A 12,731-nucleotide genomic window follows, 5' to 3' on the forward strand; every position below is an offset into this window, starting at 1 on the left:
TCGAGGTGGGCCGGTCGTCAACGCCCTGATCAGCGGGTTTGTTGCCAGCATTCACTGGCGGGGTGTGTGAGTAGTCCGTGAATCTGTTACTGCCGGGTACACAAAGTGTTCGCGCGGGCATACCCTGCGGCTCATGACGGACGCGCAGACCCGGGACAAGACCGGTACCAATCCTCTCGCCCCCGCCCCGGCGGGCGCCCGGACCGCGGTCGACGTGGTCACGCCCGAACTGGTCGCCCAGCTCACCAAGGGCGTCGTCGGGTCCGGGCGGACCGCCGGCCACACGCCGTTCACCGGCGAGAAGCTGGCCGACCTGCCCGAGTCGACCCCCGAGGACGTGCAGCGGGCCTTCGAGACGGCCCGCGCCGCCCAGGCCGTGTGGGAGCGGACCCCGGTACGTCAGCGGGCCGCCGTGCTGCTCCGCTTCCACGACCTGCTCCTGGAACGCCAGGCCGAGGTGCTCGACCTGATCCAGCTGGAGACCGGCAAGGCCCGCCTGCACGCCCACGAGGAGATCCAGGGGGTCTCCGTCGCCGCCCGTCACTACGGCCGCCGGGCCGTCGCGTATCTGCGGCCCAAGCGGCACGCGGGTGCCATGCCGGTCCTCACGAAGGTGACCGAGCGGCGTCACCCGCGTGGTGTCGTCGGCCAGATCGCCCCTTGGAACTACCCGCTCGAACTGTCCGTCGGTGACGCGCTCCCGGCGTTCGTCGCGGGCAACGCGGTCGTGATGAAGCCCGACACGGAGACCTGCCTCACCGCCCTGTGGGCCCGTGACCTGCTGATCGAGGCCGGACTGCCCGCCGACCTCTTCCAGGTCGTGCTCGGTGAGGGACCCGTCGTCGGCCCGGAGGTCGTCAAGCGCGCCGACTACGTCTCCTTCACCGGCTCCACCCGCACCGGCCGCGAGGTGGCACAGATCGCCGCCTCCCGGCTCGTCGGCGTGTCCCTGGAACTCGGCGGCAAGAACGCCATGCTGGTCCTGGAGGACGCCGACCTGGACAGGGCCGCCGCGGGGGCCGTCCGCGCCTGTTTCTCCTCCGCGGGCCAGCTCTGCATCTCCGTCGAGCGGCTGTACGTCAACGAGTCGGTCGCCGACGCCTTCCTGGAGCGCTTCGCCGCCCGGACCCGCGCGATCCGCCTCGGCACCTCCCTGGCCTACGGCGCCGACATGGGCTCCCTGGTCGGCGAACGCCAGCTGGACGCGGTCACCCGGCATGTGGACGACGCCGTCGCCAAGGGCGCCAAGGTGATCGCGGGCGGCACGGCACGCCCGGACGTCGGCCCTTATTTCTACGAGCCGACCATCCTCGACGGCGTCGACGAGACCATGAGCGTCTGCGCGGAGGAGACCTTCGGCCCGGTCGTCTCCCTCTACCGCTTCGGGTCCGACGACGAGGCCGTCGAACGCGCCAACGCCACCCCGTACGGCCTGAACTCCTCGGTCTGGACGAAGGACGCCCGGCGCGGCGGCGAGGTGGCCGCCCGGCTGCGCACCGGCACGGTCAACATCAACGAGGGATACGCGCCCGCCTACGGCAGCGTCCAGTCGCCGATGGGAGGCATGAAGGACTCCGGCCTCGGCCGCCGGCACGGCTCCGAGGGCATCCTCAAGTACACGGAGGCCCAGACCGTCGCCCACCAGCGGCTGCTGCCCATGGCCCCCGCCCTGGGCATGGACGACGAGCAGTACGCGGCGTTCATGAGCCGGAGCCTGCGCCTGATGAAGGCCTTCCGCTTCCGCTAGCCGGCTCGGTGCGGCGGACAGCCGCCGGACAGTCACACACAGCCGCGGACAGCCGCACACAGCCGGCAGCAGGCGACAGAGTCCCGTCCGGCGGGCAGCCCCGCACCGCAGCTTTCGACGAGGAGAGCACGTGTCACAGGAGAGCTCCGTCCCGGAACAGGACGACGACGGTCACGGCGGTGAGCCCGCCCCCGGCCACGACGCCGTGCCGGGCATGGACCACGACGCTGTGCCCGCCCCCGGCCACGACGCCGTGCCCGCCCCCGGCCACGACGCCGTGCCCGACACCGGTGCCGGTGCCGACCCCGCGCACCACTACGACTACGACGTCCTCGTCGTCGGCTCGGGCTTCGGCGGCTCGGTCACGGCCCTGCGCCTGACCGAGAAGGGGTACCGCGTCGGCGTCCTGGAAGCGGGTCGCCGCTTCACCAGCGAGACCCTCCCGAAGACCTCCTGGGACCTGAAGAACTACCTGTGGGCCCCCCGGCTCGGCATGTACGGCCTCCAGCGGATCCACCTCCTCGGCAACGTCATGGTCCTGGCCGGCGCGGGCGTCGGCGGCGGCTCCCTCAACTACGCCAACACCCTCTACGTACCGCCCAAACCCTTCTTCGACGACCCGCAGTGGCGCGACATCACCGACTGGCAGGAGGAGCTGAAGCCGTACTACGCACAGGCGCAGCGCATGCTGGGCGTACGGCTCAACCCGACGACGACCACGACCGATGTGCATCTGAAGGCGGCGGCCGAACGGATGGGCGTGGGCGACACCTTCCACATGGCCCCGGTCGGCGTCTTCTTCGGCGACGGCGAGGACGCCGACGGGAAGGCGAAGGCGAAGCCGGGACAGGAGGTGTCCGACCCTTACTTCGGCGGGGCGGGGCCGTCGCGCAGGGCGTGCGCGGAGTGCGGCGAATGCATGACGGGCTGCCGGCACGGCGCGAAGAACACCCTCAACGAGAACTACCTGTACCTTGCCGAGAAGGCCGGTGCGGTCGTCCACCCCATGACGACGGCCGTGGCGGTGACGGAGGACGCGCAGGGCGGGTTCGCCGTCGTCGCACTCCCCACCGACAACCGCCGCAAGAGCAAGAGCAAGGGCAAGAGCAAGAGCAAGGGCAAGGGCAAGGGGGAGGGGGAGGGCAAGGACAAGAGCAGGGTCCGGACCTTCCGGGCCGGCCGGGTCGTGCTGGCCGCCGGCACGTACGGCACCCAGACGCTGCTGCACCGCATGAAGGCGAACGGACGGCTGCCGCGCCTCTCGGACAGGCTGGGCGAGCTGACCCGCACCAACTCCGAGGCGCTCGTCGGCGCCCAGACCGATGACCGCCACTACCGCAAGGCGACGGGGGCGCCCAAGGTCGACTTCACCCGCGGTGTGGCCATCACCTCGTCGATCCACCCCGACGAGCACACCCACATCGAGCCGGTCCGTTACGGCCGCGGATCCAACTCGATGGGCAGCCTCTCGATCCTCCAGATCCCTTACACGGGCACCGATTCGGGCCCGGCGAGGGTCCTGGGCTGGCTCGGGCACGCGGCGAAACACCCATGGCTGATGGTGCGGTCGCTCTCCAAGCGGCGCTGGTCGGAACGGACCATCATCGCGCTGGTGATGCAGTCGTTGGACAACTCCCTGACGACGTATCTGAAACCGTCCGGCCCGGGGCGCGGGCTGCTCACGGCCCGGCAGGGCCACGGCGCCGCCAACCCCAAGCAGATCAAGGCGGCCACGGAGGGCGCGTCCGCCCTGGCCGCGGAGATCAACGGGTTCGCCGGCTCCAACATCGGCGAGTTGACGGGCATGCCGCCGACGGCCCATTTCCTGGGCGGCTGCACCATCGGCGCCACCCCGGAGACCGGCGTGATCGACCCGTACCACCGGCTCTACGGTCACCCCGGCATCTCGGTCGTGGACGGAGCGGCGGTCTCGGCGAACCTGGGAGTGAACCCGTCCCTGACGATCACGGCCCAGGCCGAGCGGGCGATGTCGTACTGGCCCAACAAGGGCGAGCCCGACCGGCGGCCGGAACAGGGCGCGGCCTACGAGCGGCTCCAGCCGGTCGAGCCGAAGTCCCCGGCGGTCCCGGAGAACGCCTTCGGCGCACTGAGGCTGCCGTTCCTGGGGATGCCGGCGATGCCCCCGAAGAACTAGCCGCGGCAGCCGGACGAGCCGGGAAAGGAAAGAGGACCTGCGCCCCCCTCCGAGCGCAGGTCCTCTTTTCTTGTCCGGTCAGGCGTCAACCGCCGTACGGCGTGCTTACGCCACCGCACCGGCCTTGCGGCGGCGCACCACGAACACCGCACCCGCACCGGCCACGACGGCGGCACCGCCGAGGAGCCCGATCATCGGAAGCGCGGAGCCGGCACCGGTCTCGGCGAGGCTGCCGGTGACCTTGGGGGTGTTGCTGCGGACCGGCTTCTTGTCGGTGACGGGCGCCTTGCCGCCCACCTGCGGCTTGGTGCCGTCCGTGTCCGTACCGGCGGCCACGATCTGGAACTTGTACGACACGGAGCCGTAGCCGAGGCACTCGCCGTCGCTGTCGCCGTAGACGGTCATGCCGATGGTGAAGCCGGCGCCGACCGGGGCCGAGGCCTTCACGTTGAGGCGCATCGGGATGTTGACCTGGTAGCCGGCCTCGAGCTCGGTGCTGTAGCCGATGTAACCGGCCGCGTAGCCGTCCTCGTCGAGGATTTCCCAGGTCTTGTTGTCCGGGTTCTGGACCTGCAGCTCGACCTGCTTGCTCTTGAACAGGTCATAGCCGTCCCCGTCGGCGGAGGCGGCTCCGGCGAGGTAGTCGAGGTCCTCGAGCGTGGAGTCGGAGTTGTTCACCACGTCCAGCGAGAACTCGCGCCAGCCGCTGCCCGCAGTGATCTTGCCGGGCAGCCCGGAGATGTCGACGTCGACCTTGCTGTCCTCACATATGGAGAACTCGGGGTCCGGGGACTCCGACTCCTCCGACTCGGACGGGCTCGGGGCAGGCTCCGCCTCGTCCTCCGGGTCGTCGGGCGTGGGCTCCTCGTCCTGCGGGTCGTCGGGCGTGGGCTCCTCGTCGTTCCCGGACTCGTCGTTTCCGGGGTCCTCTGTCTCGGTGTCCTCGGCCTCGCCGGGGGTGCCCGCGTCGTCGGTGGGCTCCGTCGTGGTCGGCGGGGTGTCCGTCCCCTCCTCGCCCTCCTCGCCCGTCCCGGGCGTGCCGGTCGACGTGGCGGTCGGTGACGGGCTCGTCGGATCGGTGGCGTAGGCGGCCGGAGCCGCGAGGAGCGCAGCCGGGGCTATCACTGCTGTTGCGGCGGCGACGGCCATGGCACGGCGGAGCTTCATGAAGACCTCGGGAAGTCTCGGGGGTACCGCGTGTCGCGATACGCGTCAGTAGAGGCCTCCGCGGTGGGGCGCGGGAGTGGCCCGTGGTTCCGGTGGTTTGATCACCGAACCCTGTGAATGGTTGTCCCCGACCTGACAGAAATTTTATGTGAAGTAGATCACTGATATGAACTGATCGACATCGACGTACGCTCGCTCTTCGATCCGCCCGATCCGCCCGATCCGCCCGATCCGCATGGACGGAATCCGACATCGCCTGACAGGAAGCGCGCCACCCGGTGCCCGAGCAGCAGCCGCCCGAAGAACCCGCAAGACCGGACTCCTCTCCCCTGTCGGACGACGTGTGGGGAAAATTCGTCGAGGACAGCGAGCGCGACATCCGCGGCTCCGCTCCCAAGGAACCGTCCGCGCGGGCGCGGATGGTGATCGAACGACTGCGTGCCATGGACGAGGCCCAGGCCAGGTCCAACGGCGGCGGCAGGAAACGGGGCTGGGGCCGGAACAAGCCTGCCGCCCCGCCCGCCCAGCCCGAAGGGTGGCGCACCGGACCCGCCTGGCAGGAGATGGACGGTCGGGCCACGCGCCGGCGCAGGGGCTGGAGCGTCGTCGGCGTGCTGGTGGCCGCTGCCGTGGCCGTGGTCGCCGTCAACCCGTCCGGCGCACTCTCCTGGCTCCCCGGCGGCCTCGGTGACGGGTGGGGCACGTCGGGCGGGGCGAACGGTGCTTCCGCCGTGCCGCTGGTCCCCGAAACCGCCCGCCCCAGCAGTGCCCCGTCCGCGGAGCTCGCCGATGTGCCGACCCGTGAGCGGCCGTTCGCCGGGTCTCCGGCCGTGCGGTGGGAGTCGGGGGCGGAGGCGATCCGGTTGCCGGAGGGGAAGGCGAAGGCCGTCAACGGCGTCTCGGCCGCCGCTGTCGAGGCGGCTCTGGAGGGAGCGAGGGGCTTCCTGATCGCCTCGAACCTCGACCGTGAGGTGATCATGGGTGCCGAGCCGAAGAAGGCGCTGGCCCTCCTGGACCCGTTGATGGTGGATTACCTCGCCGACGTGCGCGCAGGACTGCGCAAGCCCACGGTGGAGAACGACCCGGTGTGGATGTTCACCCGGTTCGACCCCGATGAGGTCGAACCGGTGGATGACGTGAGGGTGCGTGGCCGTCTGGCGGTCGAGCCCGTGCGCGGAACCGCCAAGAAGGCCGTGGTCAAGGGTGACTACACCTTCGTGTACGCGCTCCACCGCCCCGGTGGTGGCGAGGTGGCCCGCGTGATCGTGCGTCGGGTGATCGAGGTGGAGGCGGTGGATCCCGTCAGGTTCCAGGCGACCGACGGGCGCATCTGGCTCGCAGAGATCAACAGTGAGATCAGCAACGACGAATGCCGCGACGGTGACGGAGTGATCCGTCCGTACTTCCTCGCCGACCTGGAGGCCGGCCCCACGGAGCAGGGGGAGGCGCGGGATCCGTACGACCGGAGCCAGGGACTGGACGGGGCCGCCGAGGAATGCGGCGTCGCGTCCCGGACCTGACGCCACGTCCCGGACCTGATGCTGTGGCCCCTGCCTGACACCACCTCCCGCACGGGAGGCGGTGCCAGGGGAAGGGGGCTCCGCGAGGCGGGGTCGTGGAGCCCCCTTCCCCTGCGCGAGCACCGACGCCGGGGCGGCACCGGTGCCGGGAAAGCGGCGCAGAGGTGGGCGCCGCTGGTCTCGTCCGTCGTCCGCGAGGACGCTGTCTGCGGAGGGCTCTGCCCATGGAGGACGCTGCCCATGGAAACCCTGGGCCCACGGTTCCGGCCGGACCGGGACTTGTCCCGCCGGTCGGCCCCGGGCGTCCCCGGAGCCGGCCGTTCTCTCGGGTGACCGGGCTGCTGTCCCCTGCCGTCCGGTCACCCGTCCGGAACGAGGTCCCACGACGCACGCAGATCCGTACGTCTCATCGCTCCGGCGAGCCACGCGTGGTTCTTTCGGGCCCGCCCCTGGCTGACACGGACACCCGTACCAACGGCGCGACCGCGGTTCCGGTCACGTGCCGTGCGGGTGAGGGCAAATACGTACGTCTGTGCCTGGAGGACGGATTCAGTGGGCGGCGGCCGGTTCCGGTGCTCAGGTCCGGTGCTCGGGCCCGGTGCTCGGGTCCGGTGCTCGGCGGGTTCAGATCTTGCCGCGGCACAGCTCCAGCAGGGTCATCGCGAGCGCGGTGCCCGGCTTGCCCAGGGCGTCCCTGTAGTGGCCGAGGATCTCCATCTCGCGGGAGAGGTTCACGCGCCGGCCACCGGAGGTGATCCGTTCCCGCTGGATGACGGCCGACACGGCCATCCGTTCCTGGACCAGGCCGATGATCCGATCGTCGAGCGCGTCGATCCGCTCGCGCGCACCGGTGATCACGTCGGCTGCTTCGGCGGTGCGGGCGCCGGTCTTCTCGGTGTTCATGGCTTCGATGGCGGTGCTCATGTCAGGGGTTCCTTGTCGGACGGTGCGGAACGCCCCGGGGTGCCATGGTCCGAAAACGCCAGGCGCCCCGGACCTTGTCGGCCCGGGGCGCCTGGAAAGTTGCTTGTCAGTGGCTCAAGCAGCACGACCATGGCAGCCGGTGGGCCGGTTGCCATAGGTAAAGAGGAAGGTCGGGTGCGTGAGCATGGGACCCAGTATGCCGCGCGGTTTCCGGACATCCAACCAGGGCCGCATGGTGAGACGAACCTCGCTGCGTGATGCGGTCGCGGCGCTGTGGCGTGAGCTTCGGAAGTGAGGGGGAGAGCGGGCACGTGCCTCCCGGTAGAATCGGGAGGCACCAGATCCCGCCCCACCGCCGGAAGGCACCTCGTGTCCTCAGCGACTTCCGCTGCCCACGCGCCCGACACCGTCCTGGTCGTCGATTTCGGCGCGCAGTACGCCCAGCTCATCGCCCGTCGCGTCCGCGAGGCCCGGGTCTACAGCGAGATCGTGCCGAGCACCATGCCGGTCGCGGAGATCCTCGCCAAGAACCCGGCGGCGATCATCCTCTCCGGCGGCCCCTCGTCCGTGTACGCCGAGGGCGCTCCCACCGTCGACCGCGCACTTTTCGAGGCCGGCGTCCCGGTCTTCGGCATGTGCTACGGCTTCCAGCTCATGGCGCAGAGCCTCGGCGGCCAGGTGGACAACACCGGCTCCCGTGAGTACGGCCGTACCGGACTGCACGTCTCCAAGCCGGCCTCCACCCTCTTCGAGGGCACCCCGGAGGAGCAGGAGGTGTGGATGTCGCACGGCGACGCCTGCTCCGCCGCCCCCGAGGGCTTCGCCGTCACGGCGTCCACGGACATCGTCCCGGTCGCCGCCTTCGAGAACGACGCCAAGAAGCTCTACGGCGTCCAGTACCACCCCGAGGTCATGCACTCCACGCACGGCCAGCAGGTGCTGGAGCACTTCCTGTACCGGGGCGCCGGCCTGAGCCCGGACTGGACCACGGGCAACGTCATCGAGGAGCAGGTCGCCGCCATCCGCGAGCAGGTCGGCGACCGGCGCGCCATCTGCGGCCTCTCCGGCGGGGTGGACTCCGCCGTCGCCGCGGCCCTCGTCCAGAAGGCCATCGGATCCCAGCTGACCTGCGTGTACGTCGACCACGGTCTGATGCGCAAGGGCGAGACCGAACAGGTCGAGAAGGACTTCGTGGCCGCGACCGGCGTCCAGCTGAAGGTCGTCGACGCGTCGGAGCGGTTCCTGGCCGCACTCAAGGGCGTCTCGGACCCCGAGGAGAAGCGGAAGATCATCGGCCGCGAGTTCATCCGGGTCTTCGAACAGGCCCAGGCCGAGATCATCGCGGACGCGGGCCCGGCCGTGGAGTTCCTGGTCCAGGGCACCCTCTACCCGGACGTCGTCGAGTCCGGCGGCGGCACCGGCACCGCCAACATCAAGTCGCACCACAACGTCGGCGGACTCCCCGAGGACCTCGAGTTCCAGCTGATCGAGCCGCTGCGCCAGCTGTTCAAGGACGAGGTACGGCGGGTCGGCCAGGAACTCGGCCTGCCCGACGAGATCGTCCAGCGCCAGCCGTTTCCCGGCCCCGGGCTCGGCATCCGTATCGTCGGCGAGGTGACCAAGGAGCGGCTCGACCTGCTGCGCGAGGCCGACGCCATCGCCCGCAAGGAACTGACCGAGGCCGGTCTCGACCGGGACATCTGGCAGTGCCCGGTGGTCCTGCTCGCGGACGTGCGGTCCGTCGGCGTCCAGGGCGACGGCCGGACCTACGGCCACCCGATCGTCCTGCGCCCGGTGTCCTCCGAGGACGCCATGACCGCGGACTGGTCGCGGCTGCCGTACGACGTCCTCGCGAAGATCTCGACCCGCATCACCAACGAGGTACGGGACGTCAACCGCGTCGTCCTCGACGTGACGTCCAAGCCGCCGGGGACCATCGAGTGGGAGTAGTACCCGGCGGGTCCTGACGGGCCCCGCCGTGACGGGCCGGCAGGACCCCGGCAGCCCTTGTCGGTCCTGCCCGTCCTGCCCGTCCTCGTCAGGCCCGCTTGAGCGTGCGTACCGGCTCACCGGGCTTCCAGACCTGGAGGACGAGATACGTCTCGTCCTCCACGTAGGTGCGTACGACCTCCGTCAGCTCGGTACGGAAGAGGTGGAACGGCTCCGGCGGTTCCACCTCTTCCATGTACCTGTGCCGGATGCCCTCGTCCTCGACCTCGATCGCCCGTCCGCTGATCCGGACGTCCCCGCCGCCCATGCCCGTGCCCGGACCGGGGTTCGCCTGGAGCGCGAAGCGCGGGTCGCGGCGCAGGTCGAGCGCCTTGAGCGAGTCCGGCATCATGCCGAGCCACAGCTCGCCGTTCAGGAAACGCGCCTCCAGGCCGGTGGTACGCGGCGCCCCGTCCTTGCGGAGGGTGGCGAGGACATGGTGCGTATACGTGGCGAAGCGCTCCTCCACGGTTTTCGCGAGTTCGGGTTCGGCGGTGGTGAAGGCCCCCCAGTTCATGTTCATGTGCCGAGTGTGGCGCGCATACCGGACGTCTTGTGTCGGGTATCCACCGACTCCACCGGACGGGGGTCCTCCGGACGGCGGCTTCCGGAAAGTGACCTCGAGGGCCTCGGGAAGGCGGCCTCCGGCCGGCACGACGGGCACCGTACGGAGCAGCGGTGTCGCGTTTTCACGTCGCACCGGATCTTTACGAAACCGAACTGTCGCCCATGGCTGCACGACGGTAACTTCCGCACCATGCGACCCCCCTTGCAGGAGGACTTATGCACGGGCAGACTCCGCCCCCGCTTCTGCCGGTGCCGACCGGCTGCGGTTCGCCATGCCGCCCATGCACGAGTCGGTCGAGGACGAGCGCCGGCATCGCAAGGAGAGGCTCGCGGGCGCCCTGCGGCTCTTCGGGCGGCTCGGCTTCGAGGACGGGGTCTCCGGCCACATCACCGCACGCGATCCCGAATTCTCGGACTGTTTCTGGGTCAACCCGTTCGGAATTCCCTTCCGGCACGTCACCGTGAGCGATCTGGTGCTGGTCAACCGGGAGGGGCGGGTCGTCCAGGGCGGCCACCACGTCAACCAGGCGGCGTTCACCGTGCGCGCGCAGGTGCACACGGCGCGGCCCGACGTCGTCGCGGTCGCCCACTGCCACTCGGTCTACGGCCGCGCGCTCGCCGCCCTCGGAGACCTGCTCGACCCGATCACCCAGGAGAGCTGCGCGTTCTACGAGGACCACGCCCTCTACAACACCTACAGCGGTGTCACCGTCGACGCGGACGAGGGCAGGCGCATCGCCGCCGCGCTCGGCCCCCACAAGGCGTTGGTGCTGCGCAATCACGGGCTGCTCACCGTGGGCGACTCGGTGGACGCGGCGGCCTGGTGGTTCGTGTCCATGGAACGCTCCTGCCAGGTGCAGCTCAGCGCGAAGGCGGCGGGCCGGCCCGTCCTGATCGACCACCGGCAGGCGGCGGCGACACGGGAGCAACTGGGCGGGGACCTGGTGGCGTGGATCAACTATCAGCCGATGTGGCAGGACATCAGCCGGAGCGAGCCCGACCTGCTGAGCTGACCGGAGCGAGCAGTGCCTGGAAAACCCACCCCGGCGGACAATGTCGGCCATAAGGTAATTCTTGCTTCCGGGTCAACACGGTGTCCCGGGCATCACTCCCGCCGGCCGGGCCTGCCGGGTGGAGAGGGCCGAATGTAGGGCACAATTCGCTGTCATTGCAGGGTAGTTGCGTGCACCGGCGCAGGTGGCCGGGAACGTGACCGGGATCGTGATCGTGAATGTGGATGCGAGGAAGGCGGGCTTCGGGCGTGGCGGTGCAGGAGGCTAGGCAGGGCGGCGCGGACGCGGGCGCCCACGAGGGCGGCTGCGCCTGCGGGGACTGTCCGCACGGAGTGCGTGAGGGGCATCGGCGCGCGGTCGCCGCGTTCCTGCTGAAACGCGAGGAGTTCGCGGCCGGGCACGGGCTGCCCGCGGCGGTGGCCCACTCGGCCTCCGCCTCCCGCCAGTGGGTCTCGGAGGAACTGGCACAGGCCGCCGAACTCGTCGCCCGGCGCGGCCGGGCCGAGGGCGCGGCCTGGCTGGCACGCTTGTGGCGCCGGACGGCCGCGGTGGTGTGGTCGGCGGTCGTCCTGCTGCTCCTGGGGCAGGCGCTCACGGCGATCGGCCCGGGGTGGAGTGCCGCCCGCACGGCCGGACTGCTGGCCGCGCTGGTGGTCGCCGGTGCGCTGACCGCGGCCTCGTGGTTCCACCGGACGCGCGGCGGGATCCTGGCCCCGGTGATCGGAGAGGACAACCGCCTCTCCACGTCCCGCGCGGTGGCGGCCGCCTGGGTGCTCTTCCTGGCATACGCGGTCCTGGTCCTGGCCGGACAACTGGCCGTCGCCTCCGATCACCGGGAGCGGGACGCGCTGATCGCGGGGCTGGAACTCGCCCGCGGTGCGGGTGTGGTGACCGTCCTCGCCGTGGTGTGCGGGATCGCCGTGGTGGTGCGGCGGGTGGTCGGGCTCCGGGTGCAGGGGCAGCGGCTGCAGAAGGTCCGTGCGGACCGGCCCCGGGCAGCCGATCTGCTGACCGACGACGCGGGCCGGGGCGGCTTCGCCGACATCCAGTACGTCGTGATCAGCGGCGTCGCGCTGGCGTTCGCGGCGGTGCGGCTGGCGCGGCGGCCGGACCAACTGCCGGACCTGCCCTGGGGACTCGCCGTGGTGGTGCTGGTGTCGGCGGCGACCTATCTTGCCGGGAAGTACGCGGAGGGCGGCCGGCCGGTGATCCTTTCGGTGGTGCGGGCACGGGAGGCGGGTGACCTGGACGCGCCGATCCGGACCGGCGACGACATCGAGATCCGCGGGGCAGGCTTCGTTCCGCTGGGCGCACAGGGAGCCGACCGGCTGGCCCGGATGGTCGTCCGGGTGGGGGCCGTACACGTTCATGTGCCGCTGGTGCCGGTGGCCGGCGGCTTCGACAACCCGACGGACGCCCTGCTGACGGTCCCGGTCCCGGTGGACGTGGAACCGGGGCGGATCGAGGTGCAGGTCGTCACGGCAGCCGGGGTGGAAACGAACCGGTACGCGATCGACGTGACGGACTAGAAGCCTCCTTTCCGTCGCCGTTCGGTGAACGTCCGAAAAAAACCGAGCGGTCTTGGATTGATCCGGTGTTGATTGTCGTACGTATGGTCTGTTGAGGGGGTCTCGGTACGGCGGCGAGAG

At 70.7% G+C, this 12,731-nt stretch carries 8 protein-coding genes and 1 pseudogene; 6 read left to right on the forward strand and 3 right to left on the reverse strand.

Features of this window, described 5'->3' with window-relative positions; translation table 11 throughout:
- The first annotated feature begins 133 nt into the window (after positions 1-133).
- Both V4Y04_RS22650 and V4Y04_RS22655 read left to right on the forward strand, forming a co-directional pair.
- Entirely contained in the window at positions 134-1,747 is a 1,614-nt protein-coding gene (locus tag V4Y04_RS22650) for a succinic semialdehyde dehydrogenase (RefSeq protein WP_332430152.1), read from the forward strand.
- Between the two features lie 214 nt (positions 1,748-1,961).
- A complete protein-coding gene (locus V4Y04_RS22655) occupies positions 1,962-3,902 on the forward strand; it encodes a GMC oxidoreductase (RefSeq protein ID WP_443080197.1) in 1,941 nt (646 codons plus the stop codon).
- A 105-nt stretch (positions 3,903-4,007) separates the two neighbouring features.
- Here V4Y04_RS22655 and V4Y04_RS22660 read toward each other — a convergent pair whose 3' ends face one another.
- Entirely contained in the window at positions 4,008-5,069 is a 1,062-nt protein-coding gene (locus V4Y04_RS22660) for an LPXTG cell wall anchor domain-containing protein (RefSeq protein ID WP_332430154.1), read from the reverse strand.
- 278 nt (positions 5,070-5,347) lie between these two features.
- Between V4Y04_RS22660 and V4Y04_RS22665 the strand changes: the two genes are divergently transcribed.
- Complete coding sequence (locus tag V4Y04_RS22665) at positions 5,348-6,589, forward strand: hypothetical protein (protein WP_332430155.1); 1,242 nt, start codon at positions 5,348-5,350, stop codon at positions 6,587-6,589.
- 624 nt (positions 6,590-7,213) lie between these two features.
- Here the strand turns inward: V4Y04_RS22665 and V4Y04_RS22670 are convergent.
- Entirely contained in the window at positions 7,214-7,513 is a 300-nt protein-coding gene (locus tag V4Y04_RS22670) for a chorismate mutase (protein WP_332430156.1), read from the reverse strand.
- Between the two features lie 369 nt (positions 7,514-7,882).
- Here V4Y04_RS22670 and guaA point away from each other — a divergent pair, with 369 nt between their 5' ends.
- The gene (guaA, locus tag V4Y04_RS22675) at positions 7,883-9,463 is read left to right on the forward strand and encodes a glutamine-hydrolyzing GMP synthase (protein ID WP_332430157.1); all 1,581 of its coding nucleotides are present in this window, start codon (positions 7,883-7,885) and stop codon (positions 9,461-9,463) included.
- 88 nt (positions 9,464-9,551) lie between these two features.
- On the opposite strand, the gene V4Y04_RS22680 is transcribed toward guaA, so the two are convergent.
- Positions 9,552-10,025, reverse strand: coding sequence for a pyridoxamine 5'-phosphate oxidase family protein (locus tag V4Y04_RS22680; protein WP_332430158.1), 474 nt, complete (start codon positions 10,023-10,025; stop codon positions 9,552-9,554).
- A gap of 260 nt (positions 10,026-10,285) precedes the next feature.
- On the opposite strand from V4Y04_RS22680, the pseudogene V4Y04_RS22685 reads away from it, so the two are divergent.
- Together V4Y04_RS22685 and V4Y04_RS22690 are read left to right on the forward strand one after the other, a co-directional pair.
- A pseudogene (locus V4Y04_RS22685) lies at positions 10,286-11,082 on the forward strand (class II aldolase/adducin family protein).
- 248 nt (positions 11,083-11,330) lie between these two features.
- Positions 11,331-12,611, forward strand: a complete 1,281-nt coding sequence (locus V4Y04_RS22690) for a hypothetical protein (RefSeq protein ID WP_332430159.1) — start codon at positions 11,331-11,333, stop codon at positions 12,609-12,611.
- The last annotated feature ends 120 nt before the right edge of the window (positions 12,612-12,731 follow it).

It is taken from the genome of Streptomyces sp. P9-A2 (genome assembly GCF_036634175.1).
Taxonomy (GTDB): domain Bacteria; phylum Actinomycetota; class Actinomycetes; order Streptomycetales; family Streptomycetaceae; genus Streptomyces; species Streptomyces pratens.

Bases quoted from the DNA above. Each gene is read 5' to 3' on its own strand.
- V4Y04_RS22650 (WP_332430152.1), top strand. From the start codon at position 134: ATGACGGACGCGCAGACCCGGGACAAGACCGGTACCAATCCTCTCGCC.
- V4Y04_RS22655 (WP_443080197.1), top strand. From the start codon at position 1,962: ATGGACCACGACGCTGTGCCCGCCCCCGGCCACGACGCCGTGCCCGCC.
- V4Y04_RS22660 (WP_332430154.1), bottom strand. From the start codon at position 5,069: ATGAAGCTCCGCCGTGCCATGGCCGTCGCCGCCGCAACAGCAGTGATA.
- V4Y04_RS22670 (WP_332430156.1), bottom strand. From the start codon at position 7,513: ATGAGCACCGCCATCGAAGCCATGAACACCGAGAAGACCGGCGCCCGC.
- V4Y04_RS22680 (WP_332430158.1), bottom strand. From the start codon at position 10,025: ATGAACATGAACTGGGGGGCCTTCACCACCGCCGAACCCGAACTCGCG.